24 protein-coding genes are annotated in these 22,787 nt (G+C 36.0%); 21 read left to right on the top strand and 3 right to left on the bottom strand.

The features are described from left to right. Window positions 1–70: 70 nt before the first annotated feature. From rsmG to EW028_RS17050, 5 genes are all read left to right on the top strand, one after another. Window positions 71–787, top strand: a complete 717-nt coding sequence (gene rsmG, locus EW028_RS17030) for a 16S rRNA (guanine(527)-N(7))-methyltransferase RsmG (RefSeq protein ID WP_131521719.1) — start codon at window positions 71–73, stop codon at window positions 785–787. 179 nt (window positions 788–966) lie between these two features. Next, window positions 967–1,866, top strand: a complete 900-nt coding sequence (noc, locus tag EW028_RS17035) for a nucleoid occlusion protein (protein WP_131521720.1) — start codon at window positions 967–969, stop codon at window positions 1,864–1,866. A 223-nt stretch (window positions 1,867–2,089) separates the two neighbouring features. After that, a complete protein-coding gene (locus tag EW028_RS17040; RefSeq protein WP_048395216.1) occupies window positions 2,090–2,851 on the top strand; it encodes a ParA family protein in 762 nt (253 codons plus the stop codon). Beyond that, window positions 2,844–3,692 carry a ParB/RepB/Spo0J family partition protein gene (locus EW028_RS17045; RefSeq protein ID WP_048395218.1) on the top strand — a complete coding sequence of 283 codons (849 nt, stop codon included), beginning with the start codon at window positions 2,844–2,846 and terminating at the stop codon, window positions 3,690–3,692. Before EW028_RS17040 ends, EW028_RS17045 begins: the two co-directional genes overlap by 8 nt. Window positions 3,693–3,770: 78 nt before the next feature. Continuing rightward, window positions 3,771–4,484 carry a DUF554 domain-containing protein gene (locus EW028_RS17050; RefSeq protein WP_131521721.1) on the top strand — a complete coding sequence of 238 codons (714 nt, stop codon included), beginning with the start codon at window positions 3,771–3,773 and terminating at the stop codon, window positions 4,482–4,484. On the opposite strand, the gene yyaC is transcribed toward EW028_RS17050, so the two are convergent. Further along, window positions 4,404–5,036 (bottom strand): spore protease YyaC, encoded by a 633-nt coding sequence (gene yyaC, locus EW028_RS17055; RefSeq protein ID WP_131521722.1) that lies wholly within the window; start codon window positions 5,034–5,036, stop codon window positions 4,404–4,406. The genes EW028_RS17050 and yyaC overlap by 81 nt on opposite strands. A gap of 91 nt (window positions 5,037–5,127) precedes the next feature. On the opposite strand from yyaC, the gene EW028_RS17060 reads away from it, so the two are divergent. From EW028_RS17060 to EW028_RS17075, 4 genes are all read left to right on the top strand, one after another. After that, complete coding sequence (locus tag EW028_RS17060) at window positions 5,128–6,000, top strand: mechanosensitive ion channel family protein (protein WP_131521723.1); 873 nt, start codon at window positions 5,128–5,130, stop codon at window positions 5,998–6,000. Between the two features lies 1 nt (window position 6,001). After that, window positions 6,002–6,202, top strand: coding sequence for a DUF951 domain-containing protein (locus EW028_RS17065; protein ID WP_048395226.1), 201 nt, complete (start codon window positions 6,002–6,004; stop codon window positions 6,200–6,202). A 97-nt stretch (window positions 6,203–6,299) separates the two neighbouring features. Continuing rightward, complete coding sequence (gene ychF, locus EW028_RS17070) at window positions 6,300–7,400, top strand: redox-regulated ATPase YchF (RefSeq protein ID WP_131521724.1); 1,101 nt, start codon at window positions 6,300–6,302, stop codon at window positions 7,398–7,400. 85 nt (window positions 7,401–7,485) lie between these two features. Further along, on the top strand, window positions 7,486–8,526 hold the full coding sequence (locus EW028_RS17075) for an acyl-CoA dehydrogenase family protein (RefSeq protein WP_131521725.1): 1,041 nt from the start codon (window positions 7,486–7,488) through the stop codon (window positions 8,524–8,526). A gap of 67 nt (window positions 8,527–8,593) precedes the next feature. Here EW028_RS17075 and EW028_RS17080 read toward each other — a convergent pair whose 3' ends face one another. Further along, window positions 8,594–9,163, bottom strand: coding sequence for a DUF3267 domain-containing protein (locus EW028_RS17080; RefSeq protein WP_131521726.1), 570 nt, complete (start codon window positions 9,161–9,163; stop codon window positions 8,594–8,596). Window positions 9,164–9,339: 176 nt separating this feature from the next. On the opposite strand from EW028_RS17080, the gene rpsF reads away from it, so the two are divergent. From rpsF to EW028_RS17130, 10 genes are all read left to right on the top strand, one after another. After that, window positions 9,340–9,627, top strand: coding sequence for a 30S ribosomal protein S6 (gene rpsF, locus EW028_RS17085; protein WP_016992320.1), 288 nt, complete (start codon window positions 9,340–9,342; stop codon window positions 9,625–9,627). Between the two features lie 43 nt (window positions 9,628–9,670). After that, the gene (gene ssb / locus EW028_RS17090) at window positions 9,671–10,237 is read left to right on the top strand and encodes a single-stranded DNA-binding protein (protein ID WP_048395233.1); all 567 of its coding nucleotides are present in this window, start codon (window positions 9,671–9,673) and stop codon (window positions 10,235–10,237) included. 40 nt (window positions 10,238–10,277) lie between these two features. Beyond that, window positions 10,278–10,514: a 30S ribosomal protein S18 gene (gene rpsR / locus EW028_RS17095; RefSeq protein ID WP_012296211.1), complete on the top strand. Its 237-nt coding sequence runs from the start codon at window positions 10,278–10,280 to the stop codon at window positions 10,512–10,514. Window positions 10,515–11,144: 630 nt separating this feature from the next. Continuing rightward, a complete protein-coding gene (locus EW028_RS17100) occupies window positions 11,145–11,639 on the top strand; it encodes an RNA polymerase sigma factor (RefSeq protein WP_131521727.1) in 495 nt (164 codons plus the stop codon). Beyond that, window positions 11,636–12,370, top strand: coding sequence for a hypothetical protein (locus tag EW028_RS17105; RefSeq protein WP_131521728.1), 735 nt, complete (start codon window positions 11,636–11,638; stop codon window positions 12,368–12,370). The genes EW028_RS17100 and EW028_RS17105 overlap by 4 nt, the downstream gene beginning before the upstream one ends. A 463-nt stretch (window positions 12,371–12,833) precedes the next feature. Beyond that, window positions 12,834–13,775 (top strand): YybS family protein, encoded by a 942-nt coding sequence (locus EW028_RS17110; RefSeq protein WP_131521729.1) that lies wholly within the window; start codon window positions 12,834–12,836, stop codon window positions 13,773–13,775. 13 nt (window positions 13,776–13,788) lie between these two features. After that, complete coding sequence (locus EW028_RS17115) at window positions 13,789–15,759, top strand: DHH family phosphoesterase (RefSeq protein WP_004233367.1); 1,971 nt, start codon at window positions 13,789–13,791, stop codon at window positions 15,757–15,759. Next, window positions 15,759–16,205: a 50S ribosomal protein L9 gene (gene rplI, locus EW028_RS17120; protein ID WP_004233368.1), complete on the top strand. Its 447-nt coding sequence runs from the start codon at window positions 15,759–15,761 to the stop codon at window positions 16,203–16,205. The genes EW028_RS17115 and rplI overlap by 1 nt, the downstream gene beginning before the upstream one ends. 13 nt (window positions 16,206–16,218) lie before the next feature. Then, on the top strand, window positions 16,219–17,580 hold the full coding sequence (gene dnaB, locus EW028_RS17125) for a replicative DNA helicase (protein WP_004233370.1): 1,362 nt from the start codon (window positions 16,219–16,221) through the stop codon (window positions 17,578–17,580). A gap of 244 nt (window positions 17,581–17,824) precedes the next feature. Further along, window positions 17,825–19,114 carry an adenylosuccinate synthase gene (locus EW028_RS17130; RefSeq protein ID WP_004233375.1) on the top strand — a complete coding sequence of 430 codons (1,290 nt, stop codon included), beginning with the start codon at window positions 17,825–17,827 and terminating at the stop codon, window positions 19,112–19,114. A gap of 43 nt (window positions 19,115–19,157) precedes the next feature. Here the strand turns inward: EW028_RS17130 and EW028_RS17135 are convergent, their stop codons facing one another. Then, window positions 19,158–19,997: a YitT family protein gene (locus EW028_RS17135; RefSeq protein ID WP_227744975.1), complete on the bottom strand. Its 840-nt coding sequence runs from the start codon at window positions 19,995–19,997 to the stop codon at window positions 19,158–19,160. 400 nt (window positions 19,998–20,397) lie between these two features. Between EW028_RS17135 and EW028_RS17140 the strand changes: the two genes are divergently transcribed. Further along, window positions 20,398–21,858, top strand: a complete 1,461-nt coding sequence (locus EW028_RS17140; protein ID WP_131521730.1) for a peptidoglycan DD-metalloendopeptidase family protein — start codon at window positions 20,398–20,400, stop codon at window positions 21,856–21,858. 214 nt (window positions 21,859–22,072) lie between these two features. Next, complete coding sequence (gene yycF / locus EW028_RS17145) at window positions 22,073–22,786, top strand: response regulator YycF (protein ID WP_131521731.1); 714 nt, start codon at window positions 22,073–22,075, stop codon at window positions 22,784–22,786. Window position 22,787: the final 1 nt, after the last annotated feature.

Raw genomic sequence — 22,787 nt, forward strand, 5'->3', positions numbered from 1 at the left:
CCCGCTTCCTATTTTTAAGGCTATACTATTAGTTGGAGTTGTATAGCTAGATCAACAAAGGAGACTTTACATGAACGAACAACAATTTATTGAGGCTCTGAAAGAGAAAGGTATCGAACTTTCTGATATACAGATTGCTCAATTTAAAAAGTATTTTGAATTACTTGTTGAGTGGAATGAAAAGATGAATTTAACTGCCATTACAGATTTAGAAGGCGTGTATTTAAAGCATTTCTTCGATTCGATTAGTCCTTCATTTTACTTTGATTTTTCAAAAGTCATAACTGTATGTGATGTTGGGGCAGGAGCTGGTTTCCCAAGTATCCCAATTAAAATCTGTTTCCCACATTTACAAGTTACAATTGTCGACTCTTTAAATAAAAGAATTACCTTTTTAAATCATTTAAGTGATGAGTTACAATTAGAGAATATGCATTTTGTACATGCTCGAGCGGAAGAGTTTGGCCAAAATTTAAATTACCGTGAACAATTTGATGTAGTAACAGCACGTGCTGTAGCTCGTTTATCAGTTCTAGCAGAGTTATGTGTACCTTTAGCAAAACAAGATGGATATTTTGTTGCTTTAAAAGCCGCAGCTGGGGCAGAAGAACTAAAGGATGCTAAAAAAGCTTTAACAACATTAGGTGTTAAACTGAGAGAGGAATTTTCTTTCAAGCTACCTGTTGAAGAAAGTGAACGCATTTTATATATATTTGATAAAATAAAAGGAACACCGAAAAAATATCCGCGTAAGCCAGGTGTACCAAATAAAACACCGATTCAATAATTAGTGTTTCATGTGAAACTTCTCAAAGTGGAAAATATTTTTTCTATTTTGAGCATACATACTAGTTATGGATGGTTCACGCAAAAGACATCTATGAACTATATACATTTAAAGAAATATAATAAATAATAATAGAATGACACAGAGCAAGATAGTTACTTAAAGGTGGTGCCACTTGGATGAAAAGTCCTTTTTCACGTTTTTTTGGAGGCGGAAGTAAAACAGAGCCTATTGTGAAAAATGAAGTAGAACAAGCAGAGGCGGTTCATGCAGCGGAAGAAGTCATAAAGTTGCCTATTGATCAAATTGTACCTAACCGTTTTCAGCCACGTACTATTTTTGATGATGAAAAAATTGAAGAATTATCAAGAACCATTCATACACATGGTGTGATTCAGCCAATTGTTGTACGTAAAACATCAGACAATCAATATGAAATTATTGCTGGTGAGCGTCGTTATCGAGCGATGAAAAAGCTACAATGGACAGAGGTCCCTGCTATTGTACGTAATTTAACTGATAAGGAAACAGCATCTATTGCGTTAATAGAGAACTTGCAGCGTGAAGAGTTAACTGCAATTGAAGAAGCGGTAGCCTATCAAAAATTATTAGAGCTTCATGAGCTAACACAGGAAGCACTTGCCCAAAGACTTGGAAAAGGACAATCCACTGTAGCCAACAAATTACGTTTATTAAGGCTGCCAGATGAAGTACAGCAAGCTATTTTGAAGCGGAAAATATCTGAACGACATGCACGTGCATTAATTGCTATTAAAGATCAACCATTGCAACTAGAAATTTTACAGCTAGCAATTGAAAATGATTGGAATGTGCGACAGTTAGAGGAGCAAATCCAAGCTATATTACATCCTGTAGCTGATGAGCAGGAAGAATCCATTCCAAAGAAAGCTAGGCCGAAACGTAAAGCTATAAGTAAAGATGTGCGTATTGCTTTGAATACCATCAAACAGTCGTTAACGATGGTAACGAAAAGTGGGATTACGGTGAAAACAGAAGAAGAAGATACAGAAGAATACTATCAAATTACAGTGAAGATTCCTAAAAAGAAAAAAGTGTAATAAATTATTTTGGAAAAATAATTTATGATCAAATTTATCACTGTACAAGGGAGATATCTCAGAAGGTTTATAGAGATATCTCCTTTTTTGTATTTATTCTTAATATTTTATACAACTCTCTTCAAATTTTTTGATAGAATGAAAGTTAGATAGCGGATTAAATAGTGATTTTACAAATGATTTGTCAAAGTAAACTTTGATAGATGAAAGCAGGTGCTTTTAAATGGGTAGAATTATAGCAATCGCCAATCAAAAGGGTGGCGTAGGTAAAACAACAACTTCGGTCAATTTGAGCGCTTGCCTAGCATACTTAGGTAAGAAAGTGCTTTTAATTGATACTGATCCGCAGGGGAATACAACAAGTGGACTTGGTATTAATAAAGGGGAAATACAGGGTTGCATTTATGATGTGCTCATTGATGATGAAGATGTTCAAAATGTCATTCAAAAAACAAATGTAGAAAATTTATCTATCGTGCCAGCAACAATCTCACTTGCAGGTGCAGAAATTGAATTGGTTTCGACTATTTCCCGAGAAGTACGTTTAAAACATGCCTTACAAAATGTGAAAGAGGATTTCGATTATATAATTATTGACTGTCCACCATCTTTAGGGCTTTTAACAATCAATGCGTTAACAGCTTCAGATGCGCTTATTATTCCTGTACAATGTGAATATTATGCATTGGAAGGGTTAAGTCAATTACTATCAACAGTTCGCCTCGTTCAAAAGCATTTGAATCAACAGCTTTACATCGATGGCGTTTTATTAACAATGCTAGATGCACGCACAAACTTAGGCTTACAAGTTATTGAGGAAGTGAAAAAATATTTCCAAGATAAAGTATATAAAACAATAATCCCCCGTAATGTGCGATTAAGTGAGGCACCAAGTCATGGTCAACCAATCATCACTTATGATGCAAAATCTAGAGGTGCAGAAGTTTATTTAGAGATGGCGAGGGAAGTGATTAAAAATGGCTAAAGGTCTAGGAAAGGGTATTGGGGCATTATTTCCAGGAGAGTCTTTAGAACACAGTGGTCAAGTGGAAGAAATCCAATTAGATTTAATTGTTGCGAACCCATTTCAGCCACGTAAAATTTTTGATGAAGAAAGTTTACAAGAATTAGCTGATTCTATTAAAGAACATGGAATTTTGCAGCCAATTGCTGTACGTAAAAAAGCACGCAAGTTTGAAATTGTTGCGGGAGAGCGTCGTTACAGAGCTTGTCTATTAGCTGGCCTCGAGGTTATTCCTGTCATTATAAAAGAGCTATCAGATGCACAAATGATGGAGCTTGCTATTTTAGAAAACCTCCAACGTGAGGATTTAACTGTTATTGAAGAAGCAGAAGCCTATCAGAGTTTAATGGAAAACTTACATTTAACTCAGGAGGAGTTATCGAAGCGATTAGGAAAAAGTAGACCACATATTGCCAATCACGTTCGGCTACTGGCATTACCAGAAGATGTACGTAAATTGATGAATGATGGAACTTTATCGATGGGGCAGGGACGGGCATTACTCGGCTTAAAAAATAAAAGAAGAATATCAGAAGTGGCTAATAAGGTAATAAATCTAGGATTGAATGTACGTCAAGTTGAATTATTAGTGCAAAACTTAAATGAAGAAGTTTCACGTGAAACAATCCCTCCTAAGAAAAAAGATATCTTTGTAACTGCAAAGGAGTCTCAATTACGAGACTACTTTGGAACAAATGTTCAAATAAAGAAAACAAGCAATAAAGGGAAAATAGAAATTGAATTTTATTCTGAAGATGATTTAGAACGAATATTAGAAATATTAAACATACAGGAAGAATAAAATAATATTTCTATAACTTAATCAGAGCGCCAAGCAAATAGGCGCTCTCTATTTTTTAGAGAGAAAGAAGGCTTAAGTGTGGTATTACTAGGGGCATTGATAAATGCTGTGTTAATTATAGTAGGAGCATTAGTAGGGCGCATTTTTAAAAATATCCCTGAATCTATGAAATCTACGGTTCTTTCTATTATTGGTTTAGCCGTCACATTATTAGGGATAAAAATGGGCTTTGAAAGTGATAATTTTATTATATTGGTAGTAAGTTTAGTGGTAGGTACAGTAGTAGGTGAGTGGTTAGATTTAGATAAACAAATGAATCGTCTTGGTAAATGGGTAGAGAGTTTATTTCGTACAAAAAGGGATGACCAAAATCAAATTAGCATAGCAGAGGGCTTTGTCACTGCCTCACTAATTTTTGTTGTAGGATCAATGGCTGTTATAGGTGCTCTTGATAGTGGTCTTCGTAATGATCATAATGTACTCATTACTAAAGGATTAATAGATGGATTTACATCCATTATTCTAGCATCGACATTAGGTATAGGTGTAATGCTATCCGCTATACCTGTCTTTGTTTATCAAGGATTAATTGCTCTTTTTGCAGGTGTTATAAGTTCCTTTATCCCTGATGCCGCACTACAAATGTTCATTACAGAAATGACGGCTGTTGGCGGGGTTATGATTATGGCAATAGGGTTAAACATTGCAGGTTTAGCTAAGATCAAAGCTGCTAACTTGCTGCCAGGTATCGTCATTGTTGGTATTATGGTGGCTATCTTTTACATTTTTTAGTGAATAACGATGAGCAGCTAGTAATAATGCTCTTGAAAGCTTTTCAGCCATTGCATAAGAAATATGAAGTCTGGTATTTTGTAAAACAAGCATTTCCATAAAGCCTCCAATATTGACGATTCCTTTCACGGAAATGTCTCCAATTGGGGGTAATTCTTTTTTTACAGCTTTTCCAGGAAAAATGGGTCCACTTTGAACTGAAATATGACCAACATTTTGCTCACTGCCGAGACAGGCATCAATCGCAATAATGAATGGTTTTGTAGTATGATTGTGTAGCTGTTGCATTGTAGAATCTAGGTTTAGAGCATGTAAAGGATCTTCTAAGGAACCTACAATTTCATAAGGAAAGCTAACAGATTTTTTTAAAAAGCTACCAGTTAATGGACCAAGTGTATCACCCGTACATCGGTCACTGCCAATACAACAAAAAATTAGTCTTTCATGATGAAACGGTATATGTTCTAAAAATAATGTACTTAATTGCCAAACAGCATTTTTACTCTCATGATGAAGGGAATAAGGTAGTAACAAATTTGGTATAGTATTCATAAAAAAACTCACTTTCTTTTTATTTTTAGAAGTGCTCAATTTTTATGCAGTATACGCAAATTTTTAGCAAGTTATTCAAGAGGTGGTAATGATGGAAAAGAATAAAAAGTTAATGGAGAAATACTGGGACAAGCTCACATCTGAGGATCTTTGGGAAAAGGTTATTGATGCATCTATAGAAATTTTGCTCATTCTATTAGTATCGTGGATCGCTGTAAAATTAGGTAAAAAATTTATTAAAAAAGTGTTTTTAATCCGTATGCGTTCACCATTGAGCCACTCAGACCGACGCCAACGAACAATTTCAAGATTATTACAAAGCGTGATTTCCTATGTCGTTTATTTCTCTGCAATCATTGGTATACTTTCTTCCTTAAATATAAAGGTAGCAGGTTTATTAGCGGGTGCAGGAATTGTTGGTTTAGCAATAGGTTTTGGAGCTCAAAGCTTAGTAAAGGATGTTATTACTGGATTCTTTATTATTTTTGAAGACCAGTTTGGTGTAGGCGATTATATAAAAATAAATGCTGCAGAAGGTACAGTTGTAGAAATTGGCTTACGTACAACAAAAATTAATGGTGCTACTGGTGAACAGTTCATCATTCCCAATGGTGCCATAGGCGAAGTCGTCAATTATTCTGTTAACAACTCCAAAATTTTTATAGATTTACAAATGGCCACGGATGCTGACTTTGAGAAAGCAGAAGGGATTATTAATAAGTATTTAGAGACATTGCCTAAGATGCATAAAGAATTAATTGCAGCTCCAGTATTTCTAGGTGTGCAAAATGTTAAAGGGACAGAAGTAACCATTCGTATAGTTGCTGAAACATTACCGCAGCAACAATATGGAGTAGCACGTACCATACGCCGCGATATTACGAAACTCTTTGAAGAAAATAATATACCAATGGTCTATCCAAAAATGATGTTCTATGGCAAAGATGAGGGGAGAAGTGTGTAAGATGGAGGCAAAAAAATTTGGTTTAAATGATATTGTTGAAATGAAAAAACAACATCCATGCGGTACCAACAAATGGAAAATTATTCGTATGGGGGCGGATGTACGTATCAAATGCGAAGGATGTCAGCATAGTGTCATGATTCCACGTCGTGAATTTGAGAAAAAAATGAAAAAGGTTTTATTTTCTGCGGAAGAGTCGTAACATCAGGCATATTAGACTTTTTCTGGGTGAATCAATATAATAGATAAGGTTATATGAGAGAAAATTTGAACTGAGTATAGAAAGGTTGTGTCCATCCATGGCATTAACAGCTGGAATCGTTGGTTTACCTAACGTTGGAAAATCAACATTATTTAACGCAATAACAAAAGCGGGCGCATTGGCTGCAAACTATCCATTCGCAACGATCGATCCAAACGTTGGTATAGTTGAAGTACCTGATGCACGTTTAGATAAATTAACAGAATTAGTGGTACCGAAAAAAACTGTGCCAACTGCATTTGAATTTACAGATATCGCTGGAATTGTTAAAGGTGCCTCCAAGGGTGAAGGATTAGGAAATAAGTTCCTAGCTCATATTCGTGAAGTAGACGCAATTTGTCAGGTAGTACGTTGTTTTGTAGACGAAAACATTACTCACGTTTCTGGTGCAGTAGATCCAATTGACGATATTGAAGTTATTAATCTAGAGCTTGCACTAGCTGACTTAGAATCTGTGGATAAACGTTTACAACGAGTTAGCAAAATGGCGAAACAAAAAGATAAAGAGGCTATGCTAGAGGAGCCAGTGCTTCTAAAAATTAAAGAGCAACTAGAAAACGGTAAACCAGCTAGAGCAGCTGAGTTATCAGATGATGAATTGAAGGTAATTAAAGGTCTTCATCTGCTAACAATTAAACCAATGCTTTATGTAGCAAACGTTTCAGAAGATGAAGTAGCAGATGCAGACAACAACGAGTATGTGAAAAAAGTACGTGAGTATGCATCCGCTGAAGGTGCACAGGTCATTACTATTTGTGCAAAAATTGAAGAAGAAATTTCTGAGTTAGATGATGAAGAAAAAGCTATGTTCTTAGAAGAATTAGGAATTAAAGAATCTGGTTTAGATCAACTAATTCGTACTTCTTATGACTTATTAGGTCTAGCTACTTACTTCACTGCAGGTGTACAGGAGGTACGTGCCTGGACGTTCCGTAAAGGAATGAAGGCACCTCAATGTGCAGGTATTATTCATACTGACTTTGAACGCGGCTTTATTCGTGCAGAAACAGTGGCATATGATGATCTTCTTGAGGCAGGTTCTCAAGCAGCGGCTAAGGAAGCTGGTAAAGTACGTCTTGAAGGTAAAGAATATGAAGTACAAGATGGCGATATTATGTTATTCCGCTTTAATGTATAAAAAACTTACAAGGGCAATCTAAAATGGTTGCCCTTTTTCGATTGCATCGTTATCAGAATTTTTAATGTATGGAGGCGACTTATGAATGAATCCTGTGCAAATTAAGGAACGTGGTTTAGAGTTTGAGCAGCTGGGGATGCTACCACAAGATGTCTTAGATTATATTTATGAACAACGATTATTCAAATTGTTCACGCCAAGAGAATTAGGTGGTATGGATTTAAATTTAGTAGAAGGTGTAAAGATATTTCAACAGATGTCTGCACTTGATGGCAATTTTGGATGGCTCATTACTATTGGTACAGGTGGAAACGCATTTATTCCAACATTCAGTAAGGAAATTTGTGAAAAAATCTATTCTCCTAAAGAAGCAGTTATAGCAGGGAGTGGATATCCAACAGGGATAGCTGTAAAAACAATTGGAGGCTATTATGTAACAGGGCAATGGAAGTATTGTAGTGGCTCTAATTATGCATCAACATTTACGATGAATTGTTTAATTGAAGAAGATGGTATCAAAACCGAAAAAATTATTAGCTGCTCAGTAAATCCACATGATGTAGAAATTTTGAATGATTGGTCTGCAATGGGTTTAAAGGCAACAGCTAGTCATACAATCCGTGTAAACAATGTTTGGGTACCACAGGAAGCTACTTTTCAATTAGGGGTCATCAGAAATGATTATAGCAATTCAGTACATAGCTTTCCATTTACCACTTTTGCAGAGGCTTCTTTTTTAGGCGTTTGTCTTGGGATGACAGAGAATTTTTTAGAAGAAGCTTTTGCTTTAATGAAGCAACGAAATCATGATGGAAGCAGAACTGAACGAATTGGAGCCTTCCAATTTTTATGGATGCAGCAGCATAAACGTTTCAAGCAATGCGAGGAACAGTTTTATGCAACATTATCTGTCTTTTGGCAACAGCATCAAAAAGGTGAACAATTAACGGAAGAGGAATTATCACAATTTACTCAATTGGCTAAGGATATAGCTACTGCATGCTTAGAGATAGCGAATAATTTAATACGCAGTCTCGGTATGGATGCCATTACAGAAACATCTACGATTAACCGTATTTGGAGAAACTTATATACAGCAGCCCAGCATGGATTTTTAACTCCTTAAAGTATAAATAGAATCTGTAGTTGTTCATTTCTAATCTACAGATTCTATTTAATTATGTAGTCTTACTTTAATGATGATCCTTTTCCTGCAATAGATAAACATACAGCTTTGGTAATTTAGGATCATCCTGTACGATAGCATTACGTGGATATTTGCGTAGCTCTTTATACATGGCAAAATCGCCTACAGCTCCAGCTATTAACACCGCCCCTATCAATATTAAAACAGTACTGTTAAGATAAAACCCAACAATGGTTGGGAGTACTCCAGTCATCCAGAATGGCAGTAATAAAGCTTTTTTCATAGCATGGTTGGGGAGAGGTTGCTCAGTAGTTGCATAGGCAATACCTTGCTCTAAATTTACGCCATATTTCAAAGCTTTAAAGGGAACTTTGCCAAAAATCATAAAGCCAATTAAATGAAAAGCCTCGTGTAGGATAATAAAAATTATATACAGCACAACAAATAGTGCTGTGCCACCAATCATCTTCCAAAAAGAAAAATGGAAATCTTTAAAGCAAATATATTGGATGGCAATAAATAATATGACAAGACCACTTGTCATCACAAGATTGTCAATCATTAACTTCTTTAAATCTAATTCGATAACGATAGGCTCCTTATCGTTGGTTAACATGAAGGCACTCCTTTCATAGATAATGAAATATACTGCCATTATATAACGAATTATTAGTTTGTGACTTGAAAGACATGTACCTATATGTTACAATTCATTGATGTGAGTAATAATTAATTACTTGCTCCTTGCTCCCTTAATTAGGAGAGCCTAAGTCCATAAGGAGGTGTAAACAGATGAGAAAATACGAATTAATGTACATCGTACGTCCGAACATTGAAGACGAAGCGAAGAAAGCTTTAGTTGAACGTTTCAACGAAATGTTAACTTCTAACGGTGCAGAAGTCATCGAATCAAAAGAGTGGGGCAAACGCCGCTTAGCTTATGAAATTCAAGACTTCCGCGAAGGTTACTACCAAATCGTAAAAGTAAACGCTACTTCAGATGCAATCAACGAGTATACACGTCTTGCTAACATCAGCGAAGACATCATTCGCCACATTGCAGTTCGCGAAGAAGCTTAATAATTAATTTTTTACAAAACGCTGAAAAGGAGGTTGTATTCTGATGATTAACCGTGTCGTATTAGTTGGAAGACTAACAAAAGATCCTGAGCTACGTTATACACCGAATGGAGTTGCGTCTACAAGATTTACAGTAGCTGTAAACCGTGCATTCTCAAATCAACAAGGTGAACGCGAAGCTGATTTCATTAGCTGTGTTGCTTGGCGTAAACAGGCTGAAAACCTAGCGAACTTCATGCGAAAAGGAAGTTTAATTGGGGTAGAAGGTCGTATCCAGACAGGCAGTTATGAAGGACAAGATGGTAAGCGCGTATACACAACAGATGTCGTGGCGGATAGCGTACAGTTTTTAGAACCCCGTAATGGTAGCGGTGCTCCTGCTCCTCAATATGGTGGACAAACTTACGGTAATAACCAACCGTCATATGGCGGTGGTCAACCACAACAACAGTTTGGTGGCGCTATGCCAGGGCAGGGTTCCTATGGCGGCGATTCGTATCAGCAAAATCAACCACCTATGAATCAGCCGAATTATACACGTGTAGATGAGGATCCATTTGCGAATAGCAAAGGGCCAATAGAAGTATCTGAGGATGATCTTCCATTCTAATGCTTCTAAATGATAAAAAAAGATAAGGAGGAGACACACTATGGCACCACGTCGCGGAGGCCGCAAACGCCGTAAAGTTTGCTACTTCACTGCTAATAACATTACGCATATCGACTATAAAGATGTAGATTTATTAAAAAAATTCATCTCTGAGCGCGGTAAAATTTTACCACGTCGCGTAACTGGCACTAGCGCTAAGTACCAACGTAAATTAACTTCAGCTATCAAAGTATCTCGTATCATGGGATTACTTCCATTCGTAGCAGAAGATAAATAAAATTTATTTATTAATAAAAGCACAACAAGGTTTTCATAACCTTTGTGGTGCTTTTTTTTATTTATACTGTTTTCTCAAATATTGTTGCTATAAAGGAAAGTTAGGATTATTCAACAATCGTGCACGATTGTTGAAGATCGTTATTGAACTTAAAGCACCAGGTTAGTTCAATAAGAAAAAAGAGCTGCATACGCAACTCAATGATTTTCATCTAATCATTAACATATATTTACCCCCTAGAATATATGTTAATGGTATAAAAATTGGATAAATCTTCACAAAACGGAAAAGCTTACAAATGGCACTTGGAGAGGACATTACAGGGGAACAGTTTCTGCTTGGGTTGAATAAATTATCAAATGTAAAATTATTTCAAGCTCACCTATTCGGTGGGCTTGTTTTATTTAAGGAACGATAGATATGGCAAAGGATCAACGATAGGTACCTAAAATGACATTCTTAATTACACAATATAATAAGATTAGATTCGGATAGAAGACTATTGGAAAATATTTTTCCAATTTTTATGCATCGATCAGTTTTTAGGTAAGATTATTTTCTAAAATTATTTTATATAAAATGTCACCAAATGGTAATTTCATGTGTGTTATAAGTGAAAGGAGTTGATGGATGTTGCAACAATTAGTTTGGTCGAACGAACTAGATATAGAACGAATTGTTGATAAATATGGAAATATGCTTTTTAGAATGTGTCTTGTTATTCTATGCAATGAGAATGACGCAGAGGATGTCGTACAAGACACTTTTATTACCTATCTAACTAAATCTACACCATTTAACGATTCAGAACATGAGAAAGCATGGTTGATTACTATTGCTACAAATCGTTGCAAAAATATGAGAAGGTACAATATTATTCGTAAACATATGGATATCAATGATTTGCAACTATATTGTAAGGATGATGAAAACTATGGTTTAATCGAACATCTTATGAGATTGCCAAATAAACATAAGATTGTATTGTTACTTTATTATGTAGAGGGCTATAAAGTAGATGAAATAGCAAAAATACTTGCCATTACTACTTCAGCAGTTAAAAAGCGATTACAACGTGGAAGAGAGCTTATTCGAGAAAGATATCGAAAGGAGAATGAAATATGAACTTTGATAAGATTAAAGAAGCTGTTAATTCTATTGAAATGTCAAAAACTATGAAAAATCGTGTGAAAAAGAATTGCAATATTATAGAAAAGAAAAATTTTAAAGGGCGGATTTCTGTAGCTTGTGCATTTGGATTCCTATTGTTAATTATGATAGGTATTCCATTTTTAGATAATAACGAAAACTTTCGAGTCGCAAATTTTACAATCACAGCTTATGCATTGAGTGATAATGCGAATCAGCCTAATACCAAACTTTCATCAGATAAAGCTACTTTTGAATTATCAACTGAAGCTAGAGGTAGTACAACTGATATAACTGGAGATGTAGGTAATTTAATCTTTACAAAGCTTATGCTAAATATAAGTGGAGAACATATCGACTCAATCACTTATACCATTAGCAAAGGCAAGTTTATAGAGGATGTTACACTTACAGCTAAAGAATATACAGACAAAGACTGGTTATTATCAGAAAAGATATTTATGATTGGAAGTTCGCCTGGTTCAGATATATACAATGGTACAAAGGAAATTGGAAATACCTATACGGTTAAGTATAATGAACAGGATAAATATAAATATTCACTTGCAATTCCTCATGATGGCAATTTGGTAATAGATGACGACATAATAATCAAAGTAATTGTAAAATATACAGATGGAAGCTCTGAACAACAAGATATTGTTGTAACTCAAGAATCAAATTCTATTTCATTAAAGCTTAATTAAAATAATCGAGATGATAATACTACTGTACAAAGAACCAAGTTAACTAGAGAAAAGAAAAACTAGTAGAAAAATCTATAGGATAGATTAGAAACCAAACATTGACGAGGATACTAATTACTCTTGGTAGTATTGTTGGGTACGGAATTTATGTTGAATTTAGTTAAATTAGTTAGTATCATGGGATTACTTCCATTCGTAGCAGAAGATAAATAAGATTGATGACATTAAGGTAACTGATCTTACATCAATTTTAACTACCAGCATATTACGATATTCGTATCGGGTATGCTGGTTTTTTGTTATGGTTAAAAAGAAAATTATCAGCTACTTAGGTAAAAGTTCGAATTAAAATTGAAAAAATAATGACAATGTACATAGTGATCTAAGTGATTTTTGTTCAATACTATGAAAAAATGGTACAATAAAGGGTAGTAAGTTTGACTGAAAAAAAGGAAGGTTTTCAATGCCGAATAATCAAACAAAAGCGCTTGTACAAGGCTCAATGATGGTTGCACTTTTTACAATCTTAATGTTAATTTCTGCATATGTACCATTCATCTTTATAGTAGCTTTATTATTCGCTCCACTACCGATTGCTTGGTATAGCGCAAATTACAAGCGTTCCACATCCATACTCGTAGCAATAGTAGGCTGTATCCTAACCACTATAACGAGTGGAATATCCATGCTGCCATTTGCCTTTATTTTAGGGTTAGTAGGTGTCGTTATGGGTAACGCCATTTATTTGAAGAAGAGTAAGCTTTATTTATTTATGTCAACGGGGATTGCTAATCTCCTTTCAATGGCAATTGTTTATGTTGCTTATGTAAAGCTTTCAGGGATTGACTTCATCAGCATGAGTTTAGAGATGGCACGTAAAAATTATGAGCAATCTAATGAATTTGCGAAGAATGTCACAGGCCAAGTAGCCATTAATCCAGAGCAGCTTGAGGCAATCTTTAAAACAATTGAACTGACTATGCCTGCAACGATAACAATCTCAGCATTTTTTGCTGCATTTATTATCATTACAGTCAATTTACCAGCTCTAAAACGACTAGGGGTAGATGTTCCAAAATTTGCTCCATTCCAAAATATGAGATTACCACGCTCTATTTTATGGTATTACATGATTGTTTTATGTATTAATTTATTCATGCGTCCTGAGGCTGGCTCTACACTAGATATTATTGTATTAAATGTTTCTTATATTTTATGGTTGTTACTGATTTTACAAGGAATATCTTTTATCCATTATTTTATCTCTAAAAAGGGGATGCCAAATGGAGTTAAATGGGTAGCCACTTTATTAGCAATTCCATTATCATCCTTTATGATCTTACTCGGTATTGTTGATTTAGGTTTTGACGTACGTTCACTTGTAAAGGGGAAGACTAAAGAATAAGGGGCTGATTGTAATGGGGACATTTAGAAAACGACCAATTCGCTATCCGCTTTTTGTTCTTTCCATATTTGGAACTGTGACGTTCGTGCTTCTATGTATTTGGAATATCGGGATAGGCATCGGTTATGGTGTAGGTTTTGTTTTACTGATGGCCTACACATGGAAAGTAGAGAAGATAGCTTTTGAGGAAACAGAAAAGCACATTGAATCTATCTCCTTCCGTATGAAAAAAGTAGGGGAAGAGGCACTGCTTGAAATGCCAATAGGGATACTGCTGGTTAATGAGCAGTATGAAATCGAATGGTCTAATCCATATATGCAAGGCATTTTAAATATGGAATCATTAGTTGGAGAAGGTATTGTAAATATATCGGATGACATCTATGTATTAATGAAGACCGAGGAGACTAATGAGGCGACGATTACACTACGTGATCGGAAATATCGTGTTTATTATAAAAAAGAGGAACGACTACTGTATTTCTTTGATATAACTGAACAGATTGCCATTGAAAAGCAATACTATGCAGACCGTACAGTAATCGCTATATTGTTTGTCGATAATTACGATGAAATTACGCAAGCCATGGACGATCAACCACGTAGTTTAACCAACACAATGGTTACTTCAATTGTCAATGAATGGGCTGCAGAGCATGGTGTGTTTGTCAAACGAATATCATCTGATCGCTTCTTAGCAGTATTAAATGAATCCATTTTAACGGAGCTAGAAAAGAAAAAATTTGCTATATTAGATACCATTCGAGAAAAAACAGCTCAAAAGAATTTATCATTAACATTAAGTATTGGGGTAGGAGCTGGTTCATCCTCATTAGTGGAGCTTGGTGAGTTGGCACAATCAAGTCTTGATCTTGTATTAGGACGTGGTGGAGACCAAGTGGCGATAAAGCAACCTACTGGAAAACTTAAATTCTATGGTGGAAAAACAAATCCAGTCGAAAAACGTACACGTGTTAGAGCGCGCGTTATTTCACATGCATTACGCGATTTAATTCAAGACAGTGACCAAGTGTTTGTTATGGGACATAAAAATCCTGACATGGACTCCATTGGTGCTTCTGTAGGTGTACGGAAAATGGCACAAATGAATGATGTAAAGGGCTATGTCATTATCAATTTTGATGAATTAAATGGTAGCGTTACACGATTAATGAATGAAATAGAGAGTAAATCAGATTTCTATGAAAATTTCCTTACACCAGAGGAAGCCGCTGGTAAAATGACTGAGAAATCGTTGCTCGTTATTGTTGATACACATAAGCCGAATTTAGTAATTGATGCACACCTATTGAAATTAGCTGAAAAGGTGGTTGTAATCGACCATCATCGTCGAAGTGAGGACTTTATCGAAAATCCTACACTCGTTTATATGGAGCCATATGCGTCGTCCACAGCAGAGCTAGTGACAGAGTTACTAGAATATCAGCCGAAGCGTGCAAAAATTAATATGCTAGAAGCTACTGCATTACTAGCGGGTATTATCGTTGATACCAAAAGCTTTACACTTCGAACAGGAGCACGTACATTTGAAGCAGCTTCTTACTTACGAACAAATGGTGCCGATACAGTATTGGTCCAACGTCTCTTGAAGGAGGACGTGGACACATATATAGAGCGCTCCAAAATTGTGCAAACAGTTAAGTTCGTAAAACCAGGAGTAGCTGTTGCTGTAGGTGAGGAATCAAAAGTGTATGACTCTGTCTTAATTGCGCAAACAGCAGATATTTTACTAACGATGAAGGATGTTAGTGCATCCTTTGTCATTGCACATCGGGCAGATGGCAAAATTGGTATAAGTGCACGCTCACTTGGTGAGGTCAATGTACAGCTAATTATGGAGAGGCTTGGCGGTGGTGGACATTTAACGAATGCTGCCTGCCAAATAGATGCTAAATCCATCGATGGTGTGAAAAAACATTTAGAAGAGGCCATAAATGAGGTCTTTGAAGGGAGTTCTGACTAATGAAAGTAGTATTTTTAAAAGACGTTAAAGGAAAAGGAAAAAAAGGTGAAATTAAAAACGTAGCTGATGGCTATGCACAAAATTTCCTAATCAAGAATGGCTATGCAGCGGAAGCAAATGCGCAAGCTTTAAGCCAAATAGAGGGGCAAAAGAAATTAGAGGCCAAAAATGCTGCTGCCGAATTAGCTGAAGCACAAGCATTAAAGGAAAAAGTAGAAGCACTAACAGTTGAGCTAAAAGCAAAATCAGGTGATGGTGGCCGCTTATTTGGCTCAGTATCTACAAAGCAAATTGCTGATGCATTACAAAAAGTGCACGGCATTAAAATTGACAAACGTAAAATGACTTTACCTGATGGGATTCGTTCACTTGGCTTTACAAATGTTCCTGTAAAACTACATCATGAAGTATCAGCAACGTTAAAAGTACATGTAACGGAAGAATAAGGAGCGACAATCCATGAGTGAACCGATGATGGACCGCGTTCCACCGCATAACCGGGAGGCGGAGCAATCGGTTATCGGTGCTATCTTCCTTGAGCCACAGGCATTAATAACAGCATCAGAAATTTTATTGGCAGATGATTTTTATTTAAATGCCCATAAGAAAATTTTCGAAACGATGTTGCGCTTGAGTGATCAAGGAAAAGCGATAGATGTTGTAACAGTTACAGAAGAATTATCAGCTAAAAAAGAGATTGAGGACGTTGGCGGGCTTTCTTATTTACTAGAGCTCGCCAATGCTGTCCCTACAGCTGCCAATGTCGCTCATTATGCCAAAATCGTTGAGGAAAAGGCCCTCTTACGACGATTGATTCGAGTGGCAACGAAAATTGTCGAGGACGGCTATACGCGTGAAGACGAAGTAGAGGCATTATTAGGCGAGGCAGAGAAGAAAATGATGGAGGTTGCCAATCGAAAGAATGCAGGTGACTTTAAGCATGTTAAAGATGTGCTAGTGGAAACTTTCGATAATATTGAGCAACTGCAATCACAAAAGGGAGAAGTAACGGGTATCCCGACTGGCTTCCGTGATTTAGATAACATTACTGCAGGCTTTCAACGCAACGATTTAATCATTGTTGCTGCTCGTCCATCTGTAGGGAAAACAGCCTTTGCATTGAATGTCGCGCAAAGTGTTGCTGTACAAGCTCGTGAAAATGTTGCAATCTTTTCTTTAGAGATGGGTGCAGAGCAACTGGTCATGCGTATGCTTTGTGCAGAAGGAAATATAGATGCACAAGTTTTACGTACAGGTGCTTTAACTACAGAAGATTGGGGTAAACTAACTATGGCAATGGGTAGTTTATCGAATTCAGGGATTTTTATTGATGATACTCCAGGTGTACGTATCAATGAAATCCGTGCAAAATGTCGTCGTTTAGCTCAGGAGAATGGACTAGGAATGATCTTAATTGATTATTTACAGTTGATTCAGGGGAGCGGCAAGCCAGGAGAAAACCGTCAGCAAGAGGTATCAGAGATTTCTCGTTCCTTAAAGGGATTAGCCCGTGAATTAAAGGTACCTGTTATTGCGTTATCACAGTTGTCTCGTGGTGTTGAGCAACGACAGGATAAACGGCCAATGATGAGTGACTTACGTGAATCGGGAAGTATTGAGCAAGATGCTGATATTGTTGCGTTTTTATACCGTGATGATTATTACGATAAAGAATCTGAGAATAAAAATATGATCGAAATTATCATTGCGAAACAACGTAATGGTCCAACAGGAACCGTTACATTGGCCTTTAAAAAAGAATTCAATAAATTCATTAATGTGGATTGGTCACAAATGCCACCGCCACCGCCACGTGATTAGTCAAGTTACTCGTCATTCAGATAAGTTGCCTATTAGTAATGAAATATTACCCTTAGAATAAATTAATCTGAATGTTCGATAATATTCATACCATTCTGTTATTAAACACGAACGTTGAATCAGATTTTTTGATTTTATGTTCGTGTTTTTTCGCTATTTTTTATTGACGAGTTGTTTCTATCATTGTTACAATAATTGAGGCTTGAAAATTGAGATACAAAGGTATCTAACGGAGGTGCTGATTATGACATCAGTAGTAGTTGTAGGAACACAGTGGGGAGACGAAGGAAAAGGTAAAATTACAGATTTCCTTTCGCACAAAGCCGATGCCATCGCTCGTTTTGCCGGTGGAGATAATGCAGGACATACCATTAAAATTGATGGTGAAACTTATAAATTACATTTAATTCCATCAGGGATCTTCTATAAAGATAAAACTTCAGTAATTGGTAATGGATTAGTTGTGAATCCAAAATCATTAGTAACAGAGCTTAAAGGTTTACAAGAGCGTGGTATTAATACAGATAATCTACGTATTTCTAATCGTGCACATGTGATTTTGCCTTATCATATTAAACAAGATATTGCGGATGAAGAAAGTCGTGGAGACAATAAAATCGGCACAACTTGTAAAGGTATTGGACCTTGTTATCAAGATAAAGTAGCACGTATTGGGATCCGTATGGCTGACTTACTTGATAAGGAAATCTTTGAGGAAAAACTACGTCATAATTTAGCCATTAAAAATAAGTTATTTGAGAAATTCTATGAAGTTGAAGGCGTAACATTCGAAGAAATTTTCGAGGAATACTATGGTTACGGACAAGAAATTGCTAAGTATGTTACGGACACGTCTAAAATTTTGAACGATGTCCTTGATGAGGGCGGTAAAGTGCTATTCGAAGGTGCACAAGGAATTTTACTTGATGTCGATCAAGGTACGTATCCATATGTAACATCTTCAAATCCTGTTGCTGGGGGAGTAGCAATTGGTGCAGGTGTTGGGCCATCACGCGTAACAAGCGTTATTGGTGTATCTAAGGCCTATACATCTCGAGTAGGAGATGGACCATTCCCAACGGAGTTGTTCGATGAAGTAGGTCAACAAATTCGTGAGGTTGGTCGCGAATATGGTACAACAACAGGTCGTCCACGTCGTGTAGGCTGGTTCGACACAGTCGTTGTACGTCACTCACGCCGTGTAAGTGGCATTACTCATCTTGCTCTTAACTCTATCGATGTTTTATCGGGCTTAGAAACAGTGAAAATTTGTACAGCCTATAACTATAAAGGTGAAACAATCACAGAGTATCCAGCAAATCTTCATATCATTGAACAATGTGAGCCGATTTATGAGGAGCTTCCAGGCTGGTCTGAGGATGTAACAAGCTGCAGAACTTTAGAAGAGCTACCTGAAAATGCACGCCGCTATGTGGAGCGTATCAGCGAACTAACGGGCATTCAAATTGCTACTTTCTCTGTTGGACCTGCACGTGAGCAAACAAACGTGTTAGTGGACGTTTGGGAAGCATAATGAAATAAAATGAAAGGGCGTGCCAAATGCGGCATGCCCTTTTTTAGTGAATATCTTTCTTCTTAAAGCGACCACCTTTTACCTCGGCGATATTACCGATGGCTAGAAAAGCATTGTCATCTATTTCAGCGACGATTGTTTTCAATTTAGATTCTTCTAAACGAGTAATAACGGTAAATATGACTTTCTTGTCATTCCCCGTATAAGCTCCTTCTCCGTGAAGGAAAGTAACGCCACGACCAAGTCGATCCATAATCGTTTGTCCAATTTCATCAATGTCATCACTTATGATATACACAGATTTAGATTCTTCCAATCCTTGAATAACAATATCAATCATTTTATAGGCAATATAGTATGCAATGATGGAGTACATGGCTTGCTCCCAATTAAAAATAAATCCTGCCACCGTAAAAATAATGATATTGAAGAACATGATGATTTCTCCAACTGAAAAAGGTGTTTTGCTATTAGCTAAAATAGCTAATATTTCAGTTCCATCCAATGAACCTCCATAACGAATGACAATACCGACACCAACTCCTAAAATCATTCCTCCAAAAACTGTTGCCAATAATGTGTCTTCCGTAAATGGATGGATATTATGTAAGGCAAGTGTTGAAAATGAAAGTACGGTAATACCTAGACCTGTGGACAATGCAAAGGTTTTACCAATTTGTTTATAGCCTAAAAAAATAAAAGGTAAGTTTAAAATGAAGATGAAAATACCAAGGGGTAATTTTAATAAATGAGATGTGATAATGGAAACACCCACGATACCACCATCCATAATGTGGTTGGGTACTAAAAACAGTTCCAAGCCCAATGCCATTATAATCGCGCCTAGCGAAACCATAATAATTCTTGCAAAAACTTTACGCATGCTATTTTTCTGAGGTCTCAACACTTTTGTTGTGATCTCAGAGGTTTGTGAATCACTCAATTTAATCGCTCCAATCAAATAGTGTACCTTCTATATATATTTTATCGGAATATTAAAAAAGTAAAAAGTATTAAGTCAAAATTCACTTGAAAAAATTTGAGAATAGTATACAGATGATAGTTAAATTAATTTTGAGAACCAATATATGAATAAAATTACAGTATTTATAAACTATATAAAATATATTCTATGTAACAATAAGTAGATAAATAATACATTTACATTACAAAAGAGTGAAATCGTTCAAACGTCATTTTCTTTATGGTACATTATAGGGGTGCAAAAAATCCTTGTGGGTAAATCATCCTACAGTAGGGTAAAGTTGGAAGGGGCTTTATTGATGAATTCGTTTTGGAAGAGAAAAGAAGAAAACAATAGATTCACCTACAATTTTTCTTCTTTTAAAAAGGCTTCAATCGTTGTAGTTTTAATGACAAGCCTAACAATTAACATGGGATTTGCTAAGGAATATAACAAAGAAAACTTAAATAAAATTTACCACGTCTATGTGGGGAATGAATATATTGGTGCAGTATCTGATGAGAAAGCAATTCAAGAAATAATTGCATCAAAAGAGAAAATGGCAAGTCAGCAATTCAAAGGTTTATCCATTGATGCTAGCTCAGCTGTTAAAATAATCCCAGAACAAGTATTTACAAATGAAACAAAAGATGCAGAAACATTATCAAAACTTAAGCAATCTTTAGTGGCCAAATCAGATGCCTTTACATTATTAGTAAATCATAAACCAGTAGTATCACTAAAGAATACGGAAGCTTATGAGAAAACTGTTCAAATGTTAAAGCTACAATATGTTTCTCAGCAAGAATTAGATAACTTATCAAAACGCCAAGCTAGCAATAATCTACCAGAATTAAAAGATGGTGAGGCTAGACTTCTAAATGTTTCCTTTAAACAAGGCGTTTCAGGGTTATCACAAAAAGTGACACCAACTGATATATTATCACCTGAGCAAGCCGTGAAGTTTTTAATGACAGGCTATCTTGAGCAAGAAACATATAAAATTGAATCAGGAGACGTGTTAGGGTCAGTTGCTAAAAAACATAATTTAACAACAAGTGAACTACTAGCTCTAAATCCTGGTATTACTGTAGATACAGTTTTACAAATTGGACAAGAAATAAATGTTACTGTGGCAAAGCCATTTGTAACACTTGAAGTAAAAAAGGAAAAGAAAGTTGCGGAAGTCATTCCGTTTAAAAAAGTAATTGAAGAAGATCCTACAATGTATAAAGGTGAAAAGGTCATCAAGCAAGAAGGTGTTAATGGAAAAAAAGAAACAACTTATGCATTAACATCTGAAAATGGTACACAGACATCAAAAGTTGCCTTAGAGGAAAAAATACTTCAACAACCAGTAGATGAAATTGAAGTAGTTGGTACAAAGGTTATTTCTTCACGTGGAACTGGAGAATTTGCATGGCCAGCAGTCGGGGGTTATATTTCAAGTGGTATGGGTGAACGTTGGGGAGCCTTCCATCGTGGTATCGATATCGCTCGACCAAGTAACTATAATATTTTAGCTGCTGATAATGGTGTAGTTGTTGCTGCTGGCACTTCTGGCACCTATGGTAATCGTATTGTTATTAATCACAATAATGGTTTTACAACACTTTATGGACATTTATCTTCAATTAATGTTGAAGTCGGACAAGTAGTGGAAAAAGGTTCTGTGATTGGTATTATGGGTTCCACTGGAAATTCGACAGGTACACATTTGCACTTTGAAGTTGAAAAGAACGGTTCATTAGAAAATCCGTTATCTTATGTAGGCCGATAAAACATGTTGAATAGAAGGCAGTCCGAATAATGGACTGTCTTTTTCTATTATTTCCCGAGAAATAATTGTTGAATTACATCGCTTTTTGTCACAGTATTAGAGGGATTGAATATCGATTAATGCATAGAATCCGAAAGCATGATAGAGTTAAGAGTAGTGAATTTACAAATACACATTGTTTAAGAATAGATAAGAAGCGAAAGGGAGAGTATGTATGAATAAAACAATTTTAGTTGTTGATGATGAGAAACCAATCGCAGATATTTTGCAATTTAATTTAATAAAAGAAGGCTATAAAGTTATTTGTGCTTATGATGGTGATGAGGCATTAAAGAAAGTAGAGGAAGAGCAACCAGATTTAATGCTTTTAGATATTATGCTGCCAAAGCGTGATGGAATGGAAGTTTGTAGAGAAGTACGTAAAAAATACGATTTTCCGATTATTATGCTAACAGCTAAAGGCTCTGAGATTGATAAAGTATTAGGATTAGAGATGGGTGCAGATGATTATGTTACAAAGCCATTTAGTACAAGAGAGCTGATTGCACGTGTAAAGGCCAATATGCGCCGTTTACAAGTAGTCGCTCCAACAGCAGAAGAGGCTGAGGAAGAGTCGAATGAGATTGTCGTAGGTTCACTTGTTATTCAACCAGATGCTTATTTAGTAATGAAGCGTGATGAAGCAATTGAATTGACACATCGAGAATTTGAGTTACTTCATTATTTAGGGAAACATATTGGACAAGTAATGACACGGGAGCATCTCCTACAAACAGTATGGGGCTATGATTACTTTGGTGATGTACGAACTGTTGATGTAACAATTCGCCGTTTACGTGAAAAAATTGAGGATAATCCTAGTCATCCCGCTTGGATTGTCACACGACGTGGTGTAGGTTATTATTTACGAAATCCTGAACAGGAGTAAT

This window comes from Lysinibacillus sp. OL1 (genome assembly GCF_004332175.1).
Taxonomy (GTDB): domain Bacteria; phylum Bacillota; class Bacilli; order Bacillales_A; family Planococcaceae; genus Lysinibacillus; species Lysinibacillus capsici.